This is a genomic window from Dietzia sp. 179-F 9C3 NHS (assembly GCF_045369825.1).
Taxonomy (GTDB): Bacteria; Actinomycetota; Actinomycetes; order Mycobacteriales; family Mycobacteriaceae; genus Dietzia.
On sequence record NZ_JBIQES010000021.1, the window covers coordinates 1 to 20,196 of the forward strand.

The 20,196-nt window shown below is 72.0% G+C and carries 20 protein-coding genes and 1 tRNA gene; all 21 read left to right on the forward strand.

Annotated features, from left to right (window positions below):
• The first annotated feature begins 179 nt into the window (after positions 1 to 179).
• The 21 genes from ACH0BZ_RS15660 (at position 180) to ACH0BZ_RS15760 (ending at position 19,869) form a co-directional block, all read left to right on the forward strand.
• Positions 180 to 1,253, forward strand: coding sequence for a hypothetical protein (locus ACH0BZ_RS15660; RefSeq protein WP_406899640.1), 1,074 nt, complete (start codon positions 180 to 182; stop codon positions 1,251 to 1,253).
• Positions 1,250 to 2,248 carry an HAD-IIA family hydrolase gene (locus ACH0BZ_RS15665; RefSeq protein WP_406899641.1) on the forward strand — a complete coding sequence of 333 codons (999 nt, stop codon included), beginning with the start codon at positions 1,250 to 1,252 and terminating at the stop codon, positions 2,246 to 2,248. The genes ACH0BZ_RS15660 and ACH0BZ_RS15665 overlap by 4 nt, the downstream gene beginning before the upstream one ends.
• Before the next feature lie 10 nt (positions 2,249 to 2,258).
• Positions 2,259 to 2,480, forward strand: coding sequence for a hypothetical protein (locus ACH0BZ_RS15670; RefSeq protein WP_406899642.1), 222 nt, complete (start codon positions 2,259 to 2,261; stop codon positions 2,478 to 2,480).
• Entirely contained in the window at positions 2,480 to 3,307 is an 828-nt protein-coding gene (locus tag ACH0BZ_RS15675) for a TlyA family RNA methyltransferase (protein WP_406899643.1), read from the forward strand. Before ACH0BZ_RS15670 ends, ACH0BZ_RS15675 begins: the two co-directional genes overlap by 1 nt.
• A complete protein-coding gene (locus tag ACH0BZ_RS15680) occupies positions 3,304 to 4,230 on the forward strand; it encodes an NAD kinase (RefSeq protein ID WP_406899644.1) in 927 nt (308 codons plus the stop codon). Before ACH0BZ_RS15675 ends, ACH0BZ_RS15680 begins: the two co-directional genes overlap by 4 nt.
• Before the next feature lie 9 nt (positions 4,231 to 4,239).
• Positions 4,240 to 5,982 carry a DNA repair protein RecN gene (gene recN / locus ACH0BZ_RS15685; protein WP_406899645.1) on the forward strand — a complete coding sequence of 581 codons (1,743 nt, stop codon included), beginning with the start codon at positions 4,240 to 4,242 and terminating at the stop codon, positions 5,980 to 5,982.
• Between the two features lie 60 nt (positions 5,983 to 6,042).
• A complete protein-coding gene (gene steA / locus ACH0BZ_RS15690; protein ID WP_406899646.1) occupies positions 6,043 to 7,215 on the forward strand; it encodes a putative cytokinetic ring protein SteA in 1,173 nt (390 codons plus the stop codon).
• A complete protein-coding gene (locus ACH0BZ_RS15695) occupies positions 7,212 to 8,132 on the forward strand; it encodes a copper transporter (protein WP_406899647.1) in 921 nt (306 codons plus the stop codon). The genes steA and ACH0BZ_RS15695 overlap by 4 nt, the downstream gene beginning before the upstream one ends.
• Positions 8,133 to 8,229: 97 nt before the next feature.
• Positions 8,230 to 10,026, forward strand: a complete 1,797-nt coding sequence (locus tag ACH0BZ_RS15700; RefSeq protein WP_406899648.1) for a CTP synthase — start codon at positions 8,230 to 8,232, stop codon at positions 10,024 to 10,026.
• Between the two features lie 5 nt (positions 10,027 to 10,031).
• Positions 10,032 to 10,598, forward strand: a complete 567-nt coding sequence (locus tag ACH0BZ_RS15705; protein ID WP_406899649.1) for an NUDIX domain-containing protein — start codon at positions 10,032 to 10,034, stop codon at positions 10,596 to 10,598.
• A gap of 16 nt (positions 10,599 to 10,614) precedes the next feature.
• The gene (locus ACH0BZ_RS15710) at positions 10,615 to 11,565 is read left to right on the forward strand and encodes a tyrosine recombinase (RefSeq protein ID WP_406899650.1); all 951 of its coding nucleotides are present in this window, start codon (positions 10,615 to 10,617) and stop codon (positions 11,563 to 11,565) included.
• A 74-nt stretch (positions 11,566 to 11,639) separates the two neighbouring features.
• Positions 11,640 to 12,515, forward strand: a complete 876-nt coding sequence (locus ACH0BZ_RS15715) for a ParA family protein (RefSeq protein WP_406899662.1) — start codon at positions 11,640 to 11,642, stop codon at positions 12,513 to 12,515.
• Entirely contained in the window at positions 12,512 to 13,342 is an 831-nt protein-coding gene (locus tag ACH0BZ_RS15720) for a segregation and condensation protein A (RefSeq protein ID WP_406899651.1), read from the forward strand. Before ACH0BZ_RS15715 ends, ACH0BZ_RS15720 begins: the two co-directional genes overlap by 4 nt.
• Complete coding sequence (gene scpB, locus ACH0BZ_RS15725) at positions 13,333 to 14,070, forward strand: SMC-Scp complex subunit ScpB (RefSeq protein ID WP_406899652.1); 738 nt, start codon at positions 13,333 to 13,335, stop codon at positions 14,068 to 14,070. The genes ACH0BZ_RS15720 and scpB overlap by 10 nt, the downstream gene beginning before the upstream one ends.
• A gap of 7 nt (positions 14,071 to 14,077) precedes the next feature.
• A complete protein-coding gene (locus ACH0BZ_RS15730) occupies positions 14,078 to 14,836 on the forward strand; it encodes a pseudouridine synthase (RefSeq protein WP_406899653.1) in 759 nt (252 codons plus the stop codon).
• Positions 14,833 to 15,540: a (d)CMP kinase gene (cmk, locus tag ACH0BZ_RS15735; RefSeq protein WP_406899654.1), complete on the forward strand. Its 708-nt coding sequence runs from the start codon at positions 14,833 to 14,835 to the stop codon at positions 15,538 to 15,540. The genes ACH0BZ_RS15730 and cmk overlap by 4 nt, the downstream gene beginning before the upstream one ends.
• Positions 15,537 to 17,003 carry a ribosome biogenesis GTPase Der gene (der, locus tag ACH0BZ_RS15740; protein WP_406899655.1) on the forward strand — a complete coding sequence of 489 codons (1,467 nt, stop codon included), beginning with the start codon at positions 15,537 to 15,539 and terminating at the stop codon, positions 17,001 to 17,003. The genes cmk and der overlap by 4 nt, the downstream gene beginning before the upstream one ends.
• An 82-nt stretch (positions 17,004 to 17,085) precedes the next feature.
• Positions 17,086 to 17,159: transfer RNA gene (locus ACH0BZ_RS15745), tRNA-Pro, on the forward strand.
• Positions 17,160 to 17,531: 372 nt separating this feature from the next.
• Positions 17,532 to 17,702 (forward strand): hypothetical protein, encoded by a 171-nt coding sequence (locus ACH0BZ_RS15750; protein WP_406899657.1) that lies wholly within the window; start codon positions 17,532 to 17,534, stop codon positions 17,700 to 17,702.
• Positions 17,703 to 18,139: 437 nt separating this feature from the next.
• Entirely contained in the window at positions 18,140 to 18,421 is a 282-nt protein-coding gene (locus ACH0BZ_RS15755) for a hypothetical protein (RefSeq protein ID WP_406899658.1), read from the forward strand.
• Between the two features lie 2 nt (positions 18,422 to 18,423).
• Positions 18,424 to 19,869: an HIRAN domain-containing protein gene (locus ACH0BZ_RS15760; protein ID WP_406899660.1), complete on the forward strand. Its 1,446-nt coding sequence runs from the start codon at positions 18,424 to 18,426 to the stop codon at positions 19,867 to 19,869.
• Positions 19,870 to 20,196 lie beyond the last annotated feature (327 nt).

A 20,196-nucleotide genomic window follows, 5' to 3' on the forward strand; every position in this document is an offset into this window, starting at 1 on the left:
GGAAGCTAAGCCTGCCAGCGCCGATGGTACTGCACTCGAGAGGGTGTGGGAGAGTAGGACACCGCCGAACACAACTTGATGACCAGCGGGAGGGACGACACGTTCCTCCCGCTGGTTCTATTTGCTGGCCGACGTTCCGAGACGGTCCGCCCCGATTTCCGCCCAGTAAGGTGTACGACGTGAACGATCCCCAGTCAGGCGCCTTTGACCGCACCCCCCGCCGGGGAGACCGCGACGTACCGCGTCGCGGCGACCGGACGGACGGCCGCCCTCGGCGGGACAACAGTTCCTACGGTGAACGCCGCGGCAAACGCTACGACGGCACCGGCTCGGCCGACGGACGGGACGGCGCTGCACGGCGCGGCGAACGTCGGGACGGCCCCCGCCGAGAGGGGGACAGGTCCGGTGGTCCGCAGCGCGGCGCCGGCCCCCGTCGCGGAGGACATGACAGGGGAGGCGACCCGCGGGGTGGTGCCCGGTGGGGGGGAGACCAGCGCCGGGGCGACCAGCGTCGCGGTGGCCCTCGAAGGGGTGACCGCGAAGGCCGGCCGGGCCGGGACGCCCGGCAGGCCGCTCGGGCCGACGAGCCGGCGCTGCCCGACGACATCGAGGCCTCCGAGCTCGATGCGGACGTCCGTCGGGATCTGCGGGGCCTCGACAAGACGAACGCCGACAACGTCGCCCGCCACCTCGTGGCTGCCATGTACCTCGTGGACGACGACCCGGTCCGGGCGCTTGCCCACGGCCGAGCCGCCAAGAACCGCGCCGGCCGGATCGGGGTTGTCCGCGAGACCCTGGGCGTGCTCGCCTACCGGGCCGGCGAATGGGCGGAGGCGCTCGGCGAGTTGCGAGCGGCCCGCCGCATCTCCGGCGGACCCGGGCTCCTCGCGATGATGGCGGACTGCGAGCGCGGACTAGGCCGCCCCGAGAAGGCCATCGAGCTGGCCCGGGGGGACGAGTCCCGCCAGGTCAGCGGCGAGGACCTCGTCGAACTGCGGATCGTTGAAGCGGGCGCCCGGGTGGACATGGGGCAGCTCGACGCCGCGCTCGTCACCCTGCAGGACGCCGGCCTCGACGCGGCCGCCACCGGCGAGGAGGCCGCCCGCCTGGACTACGCCTACGCCGAGGTGCTGCTCGCCACCGGTCGGCGTGCCGAGGCGGCGGAATGGTTCCGCCACGCCGTCGCCGCCGATCCGGAGCAGACGACGGACGCGTCGTCCCGTGTGGCCGAGCTGGAGGATGGGGCGTCGTGACCACGGACTGCCTGTCGTCCCGGCACGACGCCGTCCTCGCCGACCTCGACGGCACGCTCATCCGGGGCACCGAGCCCGTCCCCGGGGCTTCAGCGGCCCTCGAGGAATCTGGTCTGCCCGTCGTCTACGTCACCAACAACGCCAGTCGGGCGCCGTCCGGGACCGCCGAGCACCTGCGCGACCTGGGGTTCGCCGCCGAGGCCTCCGACGTCATGACGAGCGCGCAGGCCGCGGTGGTCATGCTGGCCGACCACGTTGCCGACGGCGCCCGCGTGCTCGTGGTGGGTCACGACAGCTTCCGGGACCTGGCCACCGAGGCCGGATACGAGGTGGTCCACAGCGCCGACGATGACCCGCAGGCCGTGCTTCAGGGTCTGTCCCGCGAACTGACCTGGGCCGATCTCGCCGAGGGGTGCTTGGCGCTACACACCGGCGTGCCGTGGATCGCCTCGAACGTCGACACCACCCTGCCCACCGAACGCGGCCTGCTGCCCGGCAACGGCTCGCTCGTCGCTGCGTTGCGGGCCGCCTCCGAGCGGGAACCTGTGGTCGCGGGCAAGCCGGCGGCGGGCGTCCTGCTCGCGGCGGCAGAACGCGTCGGGTCCGCCCGACCGCTCGTCGTGGGGGACCGGCTCGACACCGACATCGAGGGCGCCGTCGCCGCCGGGATGTCCTCGCTCATGGTGCTCACGGGGGTCCACGCCGTGGCCGACCTGATCACCGCGCCCGCGCACCGCCGCCCGACACACCTGTCCCGGGATCTCGGGGCACTGGCCGAACCCGACGAAGCGAGCCGCATCGCCGCCGCCGCAGAGCTCACCGCCGAGGCCTGCGACCGGGTGTTGACCGTGGCGGAGCTTCCCGCTGGCCTCGACGGCATGGACCTGGCGCGCGCCGTCCTGCGCCGCGCGTGGACGCAGGAGGCGACGGCGGTGACCGCCCAAAGCGATGGGCTGAGGGGACGGCTCGCCGACGCCGGCTTCCCCGTCGACTAGCGTGGCAGCCGTGACCACCCCCGGCAGCTCCCCGCGTCCCGGGCCCGCGCCGTCCGTCGGGCCCGACGTGGACGAGCTGCGGCAGACGTTCGACGACCTGCTCGCCGACTCGGCGGGAGCGCCCGGCGCGGACGACGAAGACGGCGGCGTCCGTGATCACCAGGTCGAGGCCCTCGACGCCGCACACGACCTGCTCGCCCAGGCACTGGCGTCCCTGGACTCCCCGCGCTGATGGCAGCCAAGCGGATGCGGCTGGACGCCGAACTGGTGCGCCGCAAGATGTGCGACAGCCGGGAACGGGCCCGGGACCTCATCGACGGTGGCCGCGTCCTCGTCAACGGTGTCGTGGCCACCAAGCCGGCGACGCAGGTCGAGCCCACCACGTCCGTGGCGCTCGCCGCGTCCGACGAACCCGAATGGGCCTCGCGCGGCGCACACAAACTCCTCGGCGCCCTCGACGCGTTCGCGCCGGCGGGCCTGACCGTCGAGGGCCGCCGCTGCCTCGACGCGGGTGCCTCGACCGGCGGGTTCACCGATGTCCTCCTCGCCCGGGGCGCCGAGCGGGTCGAGGCCGCCGACGTGGGCTACGGCCAGCTCGTCTGGCGGCTCCGCAGCGACGACCGGGTGGGCGTCCACGACAAGACCAACGTGCGCACCCTGACGTCGGAGGCGATCGGCGGGGAGGTCGACCTCGTGGTCGCCGACCTGTCCTTCATCTCCCTTCCGCTGGTGCTTCCCGCGCTCGCCGCGTGCACGCGCGTCGGGGGCGACCTGCTCCCCATGGTCAAGCCGCAGTTCGAGGTGGGCAGGAACCGCGTCGGCGCGGGCGGCGTGGTCCGCGACCCGGCGCTGCGCCACGAGGCGGTCTTAGGGGTTGTCCGCTCGGCGGCCGAGGTCGGCCTCCGCACGGAGGGCTGCGTGGCCAGCCCGCTGCCGGGGCCGAGCGGGAACGTCGAGTACTTCCTGTGGCTCCGCAGGAGCCCCGACGCTCCGGTGCGCCTCGACCCGGACGAGATGCACTCCCTGGTGCAGAGCGCCGTGAGGAGGGGGCCACAGTGACCGGGACCCCGGAGGCTGCGCCACGACGCCTGCTGCTCGAGGCCAACATCGGCCGCCCCGACATCGCCGCCACCGTCTACCAGGTGGTGGACGCGTGCCGGAGTCGCGGGATCGCCGTGCGGATGCTCGAGGACACCTTTGAGTCGGTGCCCACCGGCACCGGGGTGGAGTCGGTGCCCGACACCGCGGAGGCGGCGGTCGGGTGCGAGCTCGTGCTGGTCCTGGGCGGCGACGGCACCTTTCTGCGCGCCTGCCAGTACGCCACCGCCGCCGACGTGCCGGTCCTCGGCGTCAACCTGGGCCACATCGGCTTCCTGGCCGAGTCGGAGGTGTCCTCGTTGAGCCCTGTGGTCGAGCAGATCGCCGCGCGCGACTACCGGGTGGTCGAACGTATGACGGTCGAGGCGACAGTCCTCCACGGGGACCGTGTCGTGGGCCGCGACTGGGCCCTCAACGAGGCGAGCATCGAGAAGACCGCCCGGCAGGGCGTGCTCGAGGCCTCGGTCGAGATCGACGGTCGGCCGGTCAGCGACTACGGCTGCGACGGCATCCTGGTCTCCACCCCGACCGGGTCCACGGCGTACGCCTTCTCGGCCGGTGGTCCCATCGTGTGGCCGGAGCTCGACGCCATCCTCGTCGTCCCCAACAACGCCCACGCGCTGTTCGCCCGGCCCATGGTGGTGGCGCCCAGCTCGCGCGTCGCCGTGGAGACCGCCACCCACTCCGGCGACGCGGTGGTGGTCCTGGACGGGCGCCGCGAGATCGCCGCGCCCGCCGGGAGCCGCGTGGAGGTGGTGAGCGGACGACGCCCCGTCAAGTGGGTGCGTCTCGACGACTCGCCGTTCACCGACCGACTCGTCACCAAGTTCGAGCTGCCCGTCACGGGATGGCGGGGACGTCCGGCCTCCCGCCGGCTCCCCTAGGGTGGGGGCGTGCTCTCGGAACTACGGATCAGCGGCCTCGGCGTGATCGACGAGGCCGTCGCCGAGTTCGCCCCGGGCCTGTCGGTCCTCACGGGCGAGACCGGCGCCGGCAAGACGATGGTGGTCACCGGCCTGCGGCTTCTCGCCGGCGGCCGTGCCGACCCCGGGCGGGTCCGCCGCGGCGAGGACAAGGCCGTCGTCGAGGGCCGCTTCGACCTCGCGGCCGCGGCGACCATGGACACCGGCGATCGGCGCGAACTCGACGAACTGCTCGAGGACGCGGACGTGGAGCTCGACGAGGACGGCTCGGTGATCGCCGCGCGGAGGGTGGCCGCCGACGGGCGGTCCCGCGCCCGCCTCGGCGGCCGGTCCGTGCCGGCGGGAACTCTCGCTCGGTTCTGTGCGCCGATCCTCGCCGTCCACGGCCAGAACGACCAACTGCGACTCCTGCGACCGGACCGGCAGCGCGACGCCGTCGACGCCCACGGGGGTGAGGCCACGAGGACGGCGCTCAAGGCCTACCGCGACGCCTACCGGAGCTGGCGCGAGGCCGAACGGTCGCTGGCCGAGCGGACCGGGCGTGCACGCGAGCTCGCCCGCGAGGCCGACCTGCTTCGCCACGGCCTCGACGAGATCGACGCGCTGGACCCGCGGCCGGGGGAGGAGGACGAGCTCGACGCCGTGATCCGCCGGCTCACCGACTCCGAGGAACTGCGCGAGGTGGCGGGGCAGGCGCACACCGCACTCACCGGGGACGGCGAGGCGGCCGAGCCGGTGGTCGGCGTCCTGGACCACCTGCGCCACCGCCTGGCCGGCGCGGGGGACCCGGCCCTCGACGCGATCGCAACGAGTCTGGGAGAGGCCGTGACCGCGGTCGGCGACGCCGCCACCGAGCTCGGCCTCTACCTGGCGGAGCTGCCCGAGGACGCCGCCGACCTCGACTCGGCGCTCGAGCGGCGCCACGAGCTCAAGACCCTCACCCGCAAGTACGGGGCTGACGTCGAGGACGTGATCGCGTGGGCGGAGCGGGCCCGCGCGCGGCTCGCGGAGGTGGACACGTCGGACTCGGCGGTCGCGGAGCTGCGGGCCGCGACCGACCGTCTGGCTGCCGAGGTCGCGGCCCGTGGCGCCGAGCTCACTGCGGCCCGCCGCGCCGCCGGCGACGACCTGGCCACCCGCGTCACCGCGGAACTCGCCGAACTGTCCATGGGCGGCGCGGGCCTCGTCGCGCGCGTCACCCCGGCCGGCGAGGGGCTCGCCGGGGCCACGGAATCGGGGCTCGACGACGTCGAGTTGGCCCTCGACGGCCCCGCCGGTCTGGTGCCCCTGGGCAAGGGGGCGTCCGGCGGCGAGCTCTCCCGCGTCATGCTGGCCCTTGAGGTGGTCCTGGCCGAGCGCAGCGGCGGCGGAACCCTGGTCTTCGACGAGGTCGACGCCGGCGTCGGCGGCCGCGCCGCGCTGAGCATCGGGCGCCGCCTGGCCACCCTGGCCCGCACCCACCAGGTCATCGCGGTGACCCATCTCGCGCAGGTCGCCGCCTACGCCGACACCCACCTCGTGGTGCACAAGAGCGTCGACGGCGGCGAGGACGGGGTGGTGTCCGGGGTGCGGACGCTCGGGAACGGCGACCGCGTGACCGAGCTCGCGCGGATGCTCGCCGGCATGGAAGACACCGATACGGGCCTCGCCCACGCCGAGGAACTCCTAGCGCGCGCCCGCTCGGACAAGTCTCAAGCTCAAGTCGAGGATTAAACCCGACACGCCGAGGGCGCCTCCCTCGTCACACGAATCACACCGGTGATACTCGGCCCCATGAAGATGTCGGGTCTGCTCCATCGTCGCTCCGTTGATCTCCCCGGTGTCGTCGGCACTGTCCGCCACCTCCGGCCGGGTTCGCCCCTCCCTCGGCGCCTCGGCGCGAAGGACGTCGCGGTCCTGGATCTCAACCGCACCCCTCCCGCCACGGCGCGCGCCCTCGTCGAGGCCGACGTCGCCGCGGTGGTCCACGTCCCGCGCGAGGGGGAGGAGATGCTGCCGCGCACCGCGTTCCGCGTGCTCGCCGCGTCGACCATCCCCGTGATCGAAGACGCCGACCTCGCCGAGGTGGCCGACGGGTCCCGGGTTCGGATCGACGACGGTGTGGTCTACGCAGCGAAAAACGACGAAGAGCTCGCCTCCGGACGTGAGGCCGGCCCGGCGACCCTGCTCGCCGAGGTCGACGCCGCGGAGTCCGACTACGTCGACGCCGCCCTCGGACACATGGCGGCCGCCACCGAGTTCCTCAGCCTCGAGCACCCGCTCCTGCTCGACGGCGAGGGGCTGCCCGAGCTCGACGTGGAGTTCTCCGACCGCCACGTCGTGGTGGTCACCGGCGACGCGGGCTCCGAGGATCAGCTGGCCGCCCTCAAGCCGTTCATCAAGGAGTACCGGCCGGTCCTCGTGGGCGTGGACGGGGGAGCGGAGCTCCTGCGCGCCGCCAAGCACTCGGCCGACGTCGTCGTCGCCACCCCCACCGCCGTCTCCGACGAGGTCCTCACCGACGGCGCCGTGCTCGTCGTGCCGGCCGACCGTGACGGCCGCGCCGAGGGGCTCGAGCGCGTCACCGCGCTCGGTGTGGGCGCCACCACCTTCCCGGCGGCCGCGACCGCGCGCGACATGGCGCTGCTGCTCGCCTTCCACGGCGGGGCCGAGATGATCGTCCTCACCGGCGACGACCGCGGCCTCGAGGGCGCGTTCGCCCCGGCCGCCGCGCCGTCGGGGACCATGGTCGACAAGGCCGTCTCCGCGCGCCTCGTCCACGCCGACGCCTGCGCCACGCTGTACCGGTCGCGCGGAAACGGCATCGGACTCGCGCTGGTCGTGCTGGCCGCGCTCGTCGCCGTGGCCGCCGTGGTCGTGGCCCGCGACGCCGCGCAGGACCTGCTCGTGTGGGCCATCGAGACCTGGAACTCCTTCGCCCTCTGGGTGCAGGGCCTGTTCACGTGATCTCGCTCCGCCGCCACGTCCTCACGCTGGTCGCCGTCTTCCTGGCGCTCGCGATCGGAGTGCTGCTCGGCTCGACGTCCGTCGCGTCGTCGGTCCGCGACGCGGTGGTGGACCGCGAGGAGACCACGGCAGCCCGCCTCGAGACAACCGAGTCCGACCTCGCGGAGGCCCACCGGGACGTGGACCGCCTCGACGGGCTGGCCGCCACCGTCGCGCACAAGGTCGTGGACGGCAGGCTCCGGGACCGGCCCGTGCTCGTCGTGGTGGCCCCCGGCGCGCAGGACCGGGACGTCCGCGCCGCCGTCGACATGATCGGCCGCGCGGGTGGCGTCGACGCCGGTCGTCTCACGCTCGCGGACAGGGCGTTCGACCCGGCCGTGGACGCCGAGCTCGAGGCGTTAGTCGCCAACCTGCCGATCGGGACGGCGCCGGCCGCCGACGCCGACCTCGGCACGAAACTCGGTACCGCTCTCGGGCGGGCGGGTCTGCTGCGGACCGAGGACGCCCAGCCGCACCTGTCCGACGAGGACCGCGGCGCGGTGCTGCGCACCCTCGCCGACGCCGGGATGGTCGAGTTCGAGCGGGGCACGATCCGCCCCGGCCAGCTCACGCTCGTCGTCACCGGGCCAGTCGAGCAGGAGTCGGTGGCCGTCCGGGTCGCCGCGCTCACCCGGGCCCTGGACCGCGAGGGCGCGGGCGCCGTGCTCGGCGCCGAACTCGGGGGTGGTGGCGACCCCGACGCGGTCTCCGTGCTCCGTTCCTCCGGCGACGACACGGTCTCGACGGTCGACAACGTCGGCGCCGACGCCGGCCGGCTGGCCACCGCACTCGCCCTCGCCGACCAGCTGGACCGGAAGCAGGGGCACTACGGTATGCGGGACGACGCCACTTCGGCGATCCCCGCGGTGTCGCCCTGACGCGAGGGGCCCGCACGGTGCTAGCCTGAAACCCCGTGGGGAGCACCGGAGCCACACCAGTAATCATTCATTCCGGCGCCTGGACACGGGAGTCTCCTTGTCACCGAACCGAGCCGCCTCGCGGAACGCGACCAAGCACATCTTCGTCACCGGTGGCGTGGCCTCGTCGCTGGGGAAGGGGCTGACCGCCTCGAGCCTGGGCCAGCTCCTCACCGCCCGCGGCCTGCGGGTGACCATGCAGAAGCTCGACCCGTACATCAACGTGGACCCGGGCACCATGAACCCGTTCGAGCACGGCGAGGTCTTCGTCACCGAGGACGGCGCCGAGGCGGACCTCGACCTGGGCCACTACGAGCGGTTCCTCGACCGCGACCTGGGCGCCAACGCCAACGTCACCACCGGCCAGGTGTACTCGGCGGTCATCGCCAAAGAACGCCGCGGTGAGTACCTGGGTCAGACGGTGCAGGTGATCCCGCACATCACGGACGCCATCAAGGAACGCATCATCGGGATGAGCGCGCCGGACGCGGAGGGGCTCCGCCCCGACGTGGTGATCACCGAGGTCGGCGGCACGGTGGGCGACATCGAGTCACAGCCCTTCCTCGAGGCCTGCCGCCAGGTGCGCCACGAGGTGGGCCGCGAGAACATCTTCTTTCTCCACGTCTCCCTGGTGCCCTACCTTGCGCCGTCGGGGGAACTCAAGACCAAGCCCACCCAGCACTCGGTGGCCGCCCTGCGGTCGATCGGCATCGTGCCCGACGGCCTCATCCTGCGCTGCGACCGAGAGGTGCCGGACGGGCTCAAGAACAAGATCGCGCTCATGTGCGACGTCGACGTCGAGGGCGTCGTCTCCACTCCGGACGCCCCGAGCATCTACGACATCCCCAAGGTGCTCTTCTCCGAGCACCTCGACACGCACGTGATCCGCAAGCTCAACCTTCCGTTCCGCGACGTGGACTGGACGGTGTGGGGCGATCTGCTCACGCGCGTCCACGAGCCGCGCGAAGAGGTCACCATCGCGCTGGTCGGAAAGTACATCGACCTGCCCGACGCCTACCTGTCGGTGACCGAGGCCCTGCGCGCCGGCGGGTTCGCCCACCAGGCTCGCGTCAACATCCGCTGGGTGGAGTCCGACGCCTGCGCCACCGAGTCCGGGGCCCGCGAGGCGCTGCGCGGCGTGGACGGCATCCTCGTCCCCGGCGGGTTCGGCATCCGCGGCATCGAGGGCAAGCTCGGCGCCATCTCGTGGTCGCGAAAGAACCGCATCCCGCTGCTCGGCCTGTGCCTTGGCCTGCAGTGCGCGGTGATCGAGGCGGCCCGCTCGGTGGGTCTGGAGGGCGCGTCGTCGACCGAGTTCGACCCGGACACCGAGTTCCCGGTGATCTCGACGATGGCCGACCAGGTGGATGCCGTGGCCGGGAACGCCGACCTCGGCGGCACCATGCGCCTGGGCGCCTACCCGGCGGTGCTCACCAAGGGCTCGGTCGTGGCCGCCGCCTACGGCACCACCGAGGTCTCCGAGCGTCACCGGCACCGCTACGAGGTCAACAACGCCTTCCGCGACAAGGTCGCCGAGTCCGGCCTCCGCTTCTCGGGCACCTCGCCCGACGGCAACCTGGTGGAATTCGTCGAGTACCCCACCGAGCAGCACCCGTTCTTCGTGGCCACGCAGGCCCACCCCGAGTACAAGTCGCGGCCCACGCGCCCTCACCCGCTGTTCACGGCGTTCGTCAAGGCCGCCCTGGACTACGAGAACGAGATGAGCCTGCCCGTCGAGCCCTGGCGTTCGGGCGAGGTGGAGGCCGGCGGCAAGGTAGCCGCCAAGACCTCGGGCCGCAAGGCCAAGAAGGCGGACCCGGAGCTCACCTCGGACAACCGCGCGGACGGGAGCTGACACCCGTGTCCACCTCACCGCCGGGCTCCCACGAGTTCCGCACCGTCGCCACTCGCGAGGTCTTCGCCGGCCGGGTCGTCCGCCTGCGCGTGGACACGCTCGAGATGCCCGACGGCGGCACGGCGGACCGGGAGATCTGCGGCCACGACGACGCCGTGGCGGTGGTGGCGCTCGACGACCAGGGCAGGCTCGTCCTGGTGCGCCAGTACCGGCACGCGGTGGGCGAGCGGCTGTGGGAGCTGCCCGCCGGCCTGTGCGATGTGGACGGCGAGGAGCCGCTCGAGACCGCCCGGCGCGAGCTCGTCGAGGAGACCGGCCTGGCGGCGGAGCACTGGCGGCCGCTCGTGGAGGTCGTCCCCTCGCCCGGCTTCTGCACCGAGCGGGTCCACCTGTACCTGGCGACCGGACTGCGCGAGGTGCCCCGCCCCGAGGCGCACCACGAGGAGGCCGACATGGAGCAGGAGTGGATGTCGCTCGACGGAGCGGTGGAGGCCGTGCTCGACGGTCGGATCGTCAACGGCATCGCCGTGGCCGGGATCCTCGCCGCACGCCAGGCGTCGGACCGGGGTTGACGACGATCGGCCCGCCATGACCCCGGCCGCCGGCCCCGCGACCGAGATCCGCGGCTACCTGGACCATCTCGCCGTCGAGAAGGGAGCCTCCGCCCACACCCTGTCCGCCTACCGGCGCGACCTGGACAAGTACCGGGACTACCTCGCCGCGCTGGGGGTGGACGATCTCGCTGCGGTGAGCGAGGCGCACGTCGAGGGCTTCCGCGCGCACCTGGCGACCCCGGACCCCGACACCGGCCGCGCGGCGCTGGCCCCGAGTTCGGTGGCGCGGACCCTCGCCGCCGTGCGGGGCCTGCACCGCTTCGCCGCCCGCGACGGCGTGACGGCCGTCGACACCGCGGCCGCCGTCGCTCCGCCGCGCCCGCCCCGGCGCCTGCCCAAGGCGCTGCCGGTGGACCAGGTCGTGGCCCTGCTGGAGGCGTCCGGGGACACGGGGGTGGACACCGACCCCGCCCGCCTGCGGGACCGGGCGATGCTCGAACTGCTCTACGCCACCGGCGCCCGCGCCGCCGAGCTCGTGGGCCTGGACGTGGACGACCTGGACGGGCTGGATCACCCCGAGGGCGGGACGGTGATCCTGCGGGGCAAGGGCGACAAGGAGCGGGTAGTGCCCGTGGGGCGACCGGCGTGCGACGCCGTCGGCGCCTATCTCGTCCGTGCGCGGCCCACGCTCGCCGTCCGGGGCGGCCCCGCGCTGTTCCTCAACGCCCGTGGCGGGCGGATCTCCCGGCAGACACTGTGGGCGGTGGTCGCCCGGGCGGCCGAGCGGGCGGGCGTGACCGCCGAGGTCTCGCCGCACTCGCTGCGACACTCGTTCGCCACCCATCTACTGGACGGCGGAGCGGACATCCGGGTGGTCCAGGAACTGCTCGGGCACGCTTCCGTCACCACGACGCAGGTCTACACACTCGTCACGGTCGACACGCTCCGCGAGGTCTGGGCCGAATGCCATCCGCGAGCACGGTAACGTGACCGGGGACCGGCCCCACACGGGGCGGGGAGCGACGAGAGGGGAAGCGAGTGGCGCAGGACTCCGGGGCGATGGATCCGGCGCTGTTCTCCCGCGCTGAGCTGCTGGGGTCCGACGATCCGGCAGCCGGGGAGGGCTTCGCGGCGATCCCCGAACCGCAGCCGCTCACCTCGCACGGCCCCGCCACCGTGCTCTCGATGTGCAACCAGAAGGGCGGGGTCGGCAAGACCACCAGCACCATCAACCTCGCCGCGGCGCTCGCCGAGTACGGCCGGCGAGTGCTCGTGGTGGACCTCGACCCGCAGGGGGCGCTCTCGGCCGGGCTCGGAATCCGCCACCACGAGCTGGACCTCACCGTCTACAACCTGCTCGTGGACCACACGGTGTCCACCGAGGAGGTCTTGGTCCGCACGCGGCTGGACGGCGTGGACCTCATCCCGGCGAACATCGACCTCTCGGCCGCGGAGATCCAGCTGGTCAACGAGGTGGGCCGCGAGCAGGCGCTGGGCCGGGCGCTCTACCCGGTGCTTGACCGCTACGACTTCGTGCTCGTCGACTGCCAGCCCTCGCTCGGCCTGCTCACCGTCAACGCGCTGGCCTGCTCGGACGGGGTGCTCATCCCCATGGAGTGCGAGTACTTCGCCCTGCGCGGTCTCGCGCTGCTCACGGACACCATCGACAAGGTCCGCGACCGGATCAACCCGCGGCTGCACGTCACGGGCATCCTCATCACGATGTTCGACCGCCGCACGGTCCACGCCCGGGACGTGTTGAGCCGGGTCGTCGAGGTGTTCGGGGAGAAGGTCTTCGACACCATCGTCACCCGCACGGTGAGATTCCCCGAGACGACCGTCGCCGGCGAGCCCATCACCACGTGGGCGCCGAAGTCGGCGGGAGCGCAGGCCTACCGGGCGCTCGCGCGCGAGGTCATCCAGCGCGGGCGGTGACCGGGCCCGTGACCGTGGCGGAGCCGGACCCAGCGGCCGGGGACCCGTCCGCGTTCACGGTGCACCTGACCAACTTCACCGGGCCGTTCGACCTGCTTCTCAAGCTCATCGACTCGCGGCGCCTCGATGTGACCGAGGTGGCCCTGCACGCGGTGACCGACGAGTTCATCGCCCACACCCGGGGCCTGGGGGAGCAGGCGGACCTCGAGGAGGTCACCGAGTTCCTCGTGGTGGCCGCGACCCTGCTCGACCTCAAGACGGCCCGCCTCGTGCCGTCCGGGGAGGTCCAGGACCCGGAGGACCTCGCGCTGCTGCAGGCCCGCGACCTGCTCTTCGCCCGGCTCCTGCAGTTCCGCGCCTTCCGGCAGGTGGCGGAGCTGTTCGCCGAGCTCGACCGCACGGCCCGCCACTCGTACCCCCGCACGGCCGGTCCAGACGAGGAGTTTCTCGGCCTGCTGCCCGAAGTCGAGTTGGGCGTCGACGCCGAGCAGTTCGCCACCATCGCCGCCGTGGCGTTCCGGCCCCGCCCTGTCGAGGAGGTGGGGGTGTCGCACGTGCACACCCCGGTGGTGTCGGTTCCGGAACAGGCGGGGCGGGTCCTCGAGCTGCTGCGGTTCCGGGGCAGAGGTGAGTGGGTGGACTTCCGGGAGCTGGTCTCCGGTGCCACGGAGTCCCTCGTCGTCGTCGCCCGGTTCCTCGCCCTCCTGGAGCTCTACCGCGCACGGGCGGTGGCGCTCACCCAGGACCAGGCGCTGGGGGACCTACTCGTGAGCTGGACCGGGGAGGACGCCGTCGAGGTGACCCGGGGGAAGGACGAATGGACGTGAGTGACGAGGTGACGGCCGGGGGGGCCGGGGCGCCCGGGGACGACGACGAGGCCGCCGGTCCCGACGTCCCGCCCCTGCGGGCCCGGCTCGAGGCGCTCCTGCTGGTGGTGGACCAACCGACGGCGGAGGAGGCGCTCGCCGCAGCGGCCGGCGCGACGCCCGGGGAGGTAGACGCCGAGCTACGGGCGTGGCGCGACGACCTCACCGCCGCGGGCAGTGGGATGGACCTGCGGCGCACCGGCGAGGGCTGGCGGCTCTACACCCGCCGCGAGCTGGCGCCGTATGTCGAGCGGCTCCTCACCGACGGCGCTCGGTCCACCCTCACGCGCGCCGCGCTGGAGACCCTCGCGGTGATCGCCTACCGCCAGCCGGTCACCCGTTCGCGGGTCGCCGCTGTGCGCGGGGTCAACGTGGACGGCGTCATGCGGACGCTCGTAGCGCGCGGCCTGGCAGTGGAATGCGGCACCGATGCCGAGACCGGGGGCATCCTGTATAGGACCACGGAGCTCTTTCTGGAAAGATTGGGACTCGCGTCGCTCGACGAGCTCCCGGACATCGCCCCGCTGCTGCCGGATGTGGATCTGGTCGACGAGATGAGCGACGACCCCGCGGAGGACCCGCGGGTACCCGTGGGCCGGCGCCGGAGGGACGCTCGGGCCGACACGGACCCCGACGGCCCCGAGCCCGCCGACGGCACCGACGACGATTCCGACGACGAAGAGATGTGACGCACCCATGACAGAATCCGCTGGCCGAGACGGCGCACCGGTCCGGCTCCAGAAGATCCTCGCGCAGGCCGGTGTGGCCTCGCGCCGCGCTTCGGAGGAGCTCATCGCCCGGGGCCGGGTCGAGGTGGACGGGAAGATCGTCCGCGAGATGGGCGTCAAGGTGGACCCGGCCACGGCCGTGATCCGCGTCGACGGCACCCGCATCGTGCTCGACGAGGACATGGTCTACCTGGCGCTCAACAAGCCGCGAGGCGTCCACACCACGATGGCCGACGACATGGGCCGCCCCTGCGTGGGTGACCTGCTCGCCGACCGGATCGACGCCGGTCAGCGGCTCTTCCACGTGGGCCGGCTCGACGCCGACACCGAGGGGCTGCTCCTGGTGACCAACGACGGCGACCTCGCCCACCGCCTCATGCACCCTTCCTACGAGGTGCGCAAGACCTACCTGGCCACGGTGACCGGCGTCGTGGGAAAGGGCGCGGGCAGGCGGTTGCGTGACGGCGTGGACCTCGAGGACGGGCCCGCCGCGGTCGACCAGTTCTCGGTGCTCGACGTGCACGACGGCCGCTCGCTGGTCAAGGTCGTGCTCCACGAGGGGCGCAAGCACATCGTGCGGCGGCTACTCGCCGAGGTGGGCCACCCCGTGGAGGGGCTCGTCCGCACCCGGTTCGGCGGGGTCGCGCTGGGGGACCAGCGCCCGGGAACGTTCCGCAAACTGGGCCGGAAAGAGGTCTCGGACCTCTACGAGGCGGTGGGACTGTGAGCACCACGCCCGCCCCCGGCGCACGCCGGGTCGTCCGGCGCCGCATCGCCATCGACGGGCCCGCCGGCACCGGCAAGTCCACCCTCGCCCGCACGCTCGCCGACCGGCTGGGCGGGGCATACCTCGACACCGGCGCCATGTACCGGGTGGCGACGCTGCAGGTCCTGCGCGCGGGGATCGACCCGGAGGATCCGGACGCGGTGATCGCCGCGACCGCCGACCTGCCGCTGGAGATCGGCACCGACGCCGGTGCCGAGCGCGTCCTGCTGGCAGGGGAGGACGTGAGCGAGGAGATCCGCACGGCGCGCGTCACCGGCGCCGTCTCCGCCGTCTCGGCGGTGCCCGAGGTCCGCGAGAACCTCGTCGCGCTGCAGCGGCGCCTCGCCGCGGACGGCGGCACGGTGGTGCTCGAGGGCCGCGACATCGGCACGGTGGTGCTGCCGGACGCCGAGGTCAAGGTCTACCTCACCGCCAGCCCGGAGGTCCGGGCCCGCCGCCGCACCGACCAGGACCTCGCGGCCGGCCGGGAGGCCGACTACGACGAGGTGCTCGCCGCCGTGCTCGAACGCGACCGCAAGGACTCCTCCCGCGCGGCGAGCCCGCTACGCCCCGCCGACGACGCCATCGTCGTCGACACCTCCGGCCTCACCCTGGACGAGGTCCTCGACCGGCTCGTGGAGCTGGTAGAAGGGAACACACCGTGACGAGCAACGAGGGCGTCGAGCCCTTCGACGACACCGCGCCCGCCGACGACGCCGCCGTGGACGGCACCTGGGATGACGACACCGACTGGGACGCTGTCGCCGAGGAGTGGGCCGACGAGATCGGCGCCGAGCTGGACCGGGTGGAGATCCTGCCCACCGTGGCGATCGTGGGCCGCCCCAACGTGGGCAAGTCCACCCTGGTCAACCGGATCATTGGCCGCCGCGAGGCCGTGGTGGAGGACGTGCCGGGCGTGACCCGCGACCGCGTCTCCTACGAGGCGCTGTGGAACGGCCGGGCCTTCATGGTCCAGGACACCGGCGGGTGGGAGCAGGACGCCAAGGGCATGCACCGTTCCATTGCCCAGCAGGCCGAGATCGCCATGGGCACCGCCGACCTCATCGTGCTGGTGTGCGACGGCACCGTGGGGATCACCGCCGGCGACGAGGTAGTGGCCCGGACCCTCCGGCGCTCCGAGACCCCGGTGATCCTCGCCGTGAACAAGGTCGACAGCGACAAGGCCGAGCTCGAGGCCGCGGAGTTCTGGGGGCTGGGCCTGGACCAGCCCTACGCGCTTTCGGCCGCCCACGGCCGGGGCACCGGCGACCTGCTCGACGAGATCGTCGACCGGCTGCCCTCCAAGGCCCGGATGCGCGAGTCCGACGGCGCCCCGCGCCGCGTCGCGCTGGTGGGCAAACCGAACGTGGGCAAGTCGAGCCTGCTCAACAAACTCACGGGGGAGGAGCGCTCGGTCGTCGACAACGTGGCCGGCACCACCGTCGATCCCGTGGACTCGCTCGTCGAGCTGGGCGGCAAGACGTGGCGCTTCGTCGACACCGCCGGCCTGCGCCGCAAGGTCAACCAGGCCTACGGTCATGAGTACTACGCGTCGCTGCGCACCCGCGGCGCGATCGAGGCCGCCGAGGTCGTGGTGCTGCTGCTCGACGCCTCCGAGCCCATCACCGAGCAGGACCTGCGGGTGATCTCGATGGTGGCCGACGCGGGCCGCGCGCTCGTGATCGCCTTCAACAAGTGGGACCTCGTGGACGAGGACCGGCGGTACGACCTCGACAAGGAGATCGACCGCGAGCTGTCCAAGATCCTGTCCTGGGCACACCGGGTGAACATCTCCGCAAAGACCGGGCGCTCGGTGGCCAAGCTCGTCCCCGCCATGGAGATCGCCCTCGATTCGTGGGACAAGCGGATCCCCACCGGGCCGCTCAACACGTGGATGAACGAGGTCGTGGCCGCCACCCCGCCGCCGATGCGCGGCGGGCGCCTGCCTCGCATCCGCTTCTGTACGCAGGCCACCACCCGGCCACCCACCTTCGTCTTCTTCTCCACCGGCTTCCTCGAGGCCGGCTACCGCCGCTTCCTCGAGCGGCGCCTGCGGGAGACGTTCGGCTTCGACGGATCCCCGGTGCGCGTCAACGTCCGCGTCAAGGAGCGCCGCCAGCGCAAGTAGGCGGCGCTCGGACCCCGATTGGTTCCGCCGTGAGCGCTGCGCTAATCTGGACCGGTCGCCGCGCGAGCCGCGCGGAGGCGGACGGGCTGTGGCGCAGTTTGGTAGCGCACTTGACTGGGGGTCAAGTGGTCGCAGGTTCAAATCCTGTCAGCCCGACAAAAGGAAACCCCAGGTCAGAGAATTTCTGGCCTGGGGATTTCCCTGTTCAGGGTGCCGCACGTCATGTGTTCTATTGTTCACCGAAGTGCCTGGTCGTCATCCATCGGAGCGCACGGCCAGCGTGCATAGAGCGTACGAGCGTACGACGAAGTCCGACCCTGCCGCTACCGTCCGACCCGTGCCCTGGACCGAGGACGCTCCCACCCACTGCTCCCGCGGCCACGAGCTCGGCCCCGACCGGGTCCTCGTCGGCTGGCAGGCGCCCCGCGCCGGCACTCTCGAGGCCGGATACCGCATCCGCGAGTGCCGCGAGTGCGGGGAGGTGGTCCGTTGGGCGCCGTCGTGCCGGCGAACGCTTATGCTTCGCGCATGTCTGCAGCTCAGATTCTCACTCTTCTCGCCGTCATCTTTCTCGCTCTCGGCGGGCTGTTTGCGATTGCAGGTCTCGACCTATTCGGGATTGCCCTGATGGTGGTCGGTGTGATTCTCGTCGTGGCAATGGTTATCGTCCGGGTGTCGAGTCGCGGCCCCCGGGCATGACGGATGCCTCCCGATCCGTGATGGGTCGGGGGCTCGTTTGCCGTCATAGCCTGATCTGCCCACATGTGGCTGTCGCGGCTAACTGCCTGAATCTCGGCCGACTGACCCATTCCCCGGGGAGGTTCAGTCGAAATAGGGCGCCAACGAAGGGGGTGGCGTCGGCGGCGGATGATCTGGAAACCGGCGCTTCCACTCCCACAGCAGGTCCCGCGTGAAATCGACGAGCCGCTCATGCAGGTCCCGCTCGCGGCGCACCTCCGACTCCAACTCCGTTTCAGGTTGTTCCGATACGGTCTTTAATGCCGGACCTGAAGGAGTGACTTGAAAGACCACGAGCTAGTTCGAGTCGGAGCGACGATCCGCGCCCTCCGGCAGAAGAGCGGCGCAACCGTCTTCCTTCGCGTGCTGAGCAGTCGAACCTGGTCTCCAGCCGCGCCATGGGGAGACCCATCGACGGGCAGCCTCTCAGCTCCGACGAGCTGTCCGCGCTCGTTGAGAAACTGCGCAACTCGGCCGGCGCCCTCGAAGAGCTCAGCACGATGACCATTACCGAAGCCCGGAAGCGACACCTGCTCGCCTACGCCGAGCAGGGCGTGGCGGAACCGCTGGCGTCTGCGCTGAAACTCCTCAGCCCCGATGGTCTGGTTCGGGTCGCCGAACTCGTCTCCGACCTGCTCGATGCCGGCTCAGAGCCGACCGTCCTAGCCCAAGGAGAATGATGATGGCCCGCGCCCACGTGATCCAGACCTACGTGCTGTGGAGCGTCAACCGGAACTGGCAGAACTTCGAGATCGTCGGCGAGTCCAACTACCTTCCCGCGATCAGACGCGCATGGAACCGCAACGCCAAGACCGAGTACAACGACGTCAGGGTCGACCTCGAGCTGGTGCCCGAACCGGACAACCCGTACGACGACTGGGCGATCTCCGTCCGCTACCAAGGGCACGTCGTGGGCTACTTCTCGCGCGAGACCAACCGCGACTGGTGGCCTGTCATCGCTCGCGTCGCCGGGTCCGGAATGACAGCCGTCGCGCCGGGACGGATCTGGTATCAGAAGTCCGGGCGGTTCGAGAATGGCAGCGTCCAACTTGGCCTCGGCGAACCCGATATGAGCTTGCCGCTCAACGACCCGCCTTCGCGGCCGCACAACCTCCTGCCCGCTGGCGCCGTCATCCAGGTCACCAAAGAGGCCGACCACTTTGACATCCTCGCCGACCACGTACCGCCGAGCGGCACCGGCGCGCTGTACCTGACCCTCCACAAGGAGGAAATCGTCACCTCCAGGTCCAGGCGAGTGGTGGCCGAGGTGAGACTCGACGGCGAACGAGTCGGCGAACTCACCAAGGCCACCAGCGAGAAGTTCCTCCCCGCCGTCGAGCACAACAACGACCGAGGCCTGGTTACCGCAGTTCGAGGAGCCATCAAAGGGTCCGGGATCGCCGCTGAGCTCACCATTCGTGCCGCCAAAGCGCACGAGCTCGACGACGCCACGCTGGACGGCCCAGCGGTCCGACTGCCCGCACTGGCCCCTTTTGACCCGGACGCCCAGTACGTCGTACCAGACGCCTTCGGACAGACCACCACCGCCGTGCGCGCCCGTGCCATCCGAGAAGCGAAGCAGGCCGCCAGCCGGGTCACCGGCATCGACCACGGTGCGGCGACCGATATGCCGCCGACACCGCAGGTGCAGATCCGACGAACCACGGCCGCTCCGCCACAACCGCGGAAGCCCCTGTCGCGCCCGGCTCCGTCTCCACCAGCGAAGCCCGTAGCGAAGCCGGAGCTAGCACCCTGGCCGAACGCCGACCCCGCGCAGCATGCTAGCCCGGCGCCCATGCCTTCTATCGCGCCGACACAGCCCGCCCAGCAGCCTCAGCCGCTCGGTTCCGGCCGACCGTACTCATGGGGGCCCCCGGCACCGGTCCCAGAGGCCATCAAAGCCAAGCCGGCCAAGCCGAAGACCGGGACGAGCCGGGCGATCGGCTTTGCAGTCGTCGCGCTGGCCGCAGCGTTCGTGTTGGGGGCCCTCATCTCCGGACTGGGATCCCCGGAGGGCGGCGCTGTCACGTGGCTCCTCGGTGTCCCGGCTGCGATAGGGGTCGGGATCTGGGCGAAGAGGAATGGCGCGACGCCGCGCGAGACCCCCGAAGCGCCCCAGGGCCGATGACAGCACCCGGCGGTCGGCCGCCTGGAATCGTCGACATCCCAATGCTCCGCGCAACCGGCCCATCAGCTGGCGCGACACGACTTCAGGCCTACGCCTTCCTCGAAGAAGCGGACTGATCCGCCCTGGGTCTAGTGGAGTTCTGTGGTCTCGGAAACAAGGATGGGTTCATGCCACAGGAGCAGGTGCCAGGGAAGCCGCAGACGCAGCGGTACAGCCCGGAGGAGAAGGCCTCGGCGGTGCGGATGGTGCGCTGACGACGGACACGAGAGACTGCCCGTAGGCGGTCACGAAGGTGCCCGCTGGCGGACGTGAGAGTTGCCCGCTGGC

Bases quoted from the DNA above. Each gene is read 5' to 3' on its own strand.
- ACH0BZ_RS15675 (WP_406899643.1), top strand. From the start codon at position 2,480: ATGGCAGCCAAGCGGATGCGGCTGGACGCCGAACTGGTGCGCCGCAAG.
- steA (WP_406899646.1), top strand. From the start codon at position 6,043: ATGAAGATGTCGGGTCTGCTCCATCGTCGCTCCGTTGATCTCCCCGGT.
- ACH0BZ_RS15710 (WP_406899650.1), top strand. From the start codon at position 10,615: ATGACCCCGGCCGCCGGCCCCGCGACCGAGATCCGCGGCTACCTGGAC.
- ACH0BZ_RS15715 (WP_406899662.1), top strand. From the start codon at position 11,640: ATGGATCCGGCGCTGTTCTCCCGCGCTGAGCTGCTGGGGTCCGACGAT.
- scpB (WP_406899652.1), top strand. From the start codon at position 13,333: ATGGACGTGAGTGACGAGGTGACGGCCGGGGGGGCCGGGGCGCCCGGG.
- ACH0BZ_RS15730 (WP_406899653.1), top strand. From the start codon at position 14,078: ATGACAGAATCCGCTGGCCGAGACGGCGCACCGGTCCGGCTCCAGAAG.
- ACH0BZ_RS15750 (WP_406899657.1), top strand. From the start codon at position 17,532: ATGTCTGCAGCTCAGATTCTCACTCTTCTCGCCGTCATCTTTCTCGCT.
- ACH0BZ_RS15755 (WP_406899658.1), top strand. From the start codon at position 18,140: ATGGGGAGACCCATCGACGGGCAGCCTCTCAGCTCCGACGAGCTGTCC.
- ACH0BZ_RS15760 (WP_406899660.1), top strand. From the start codon at position 18,424: ATGGCCCGCGCCCACGTGATCCAGACCTACGTGCTGTGGAGCGTCAAC.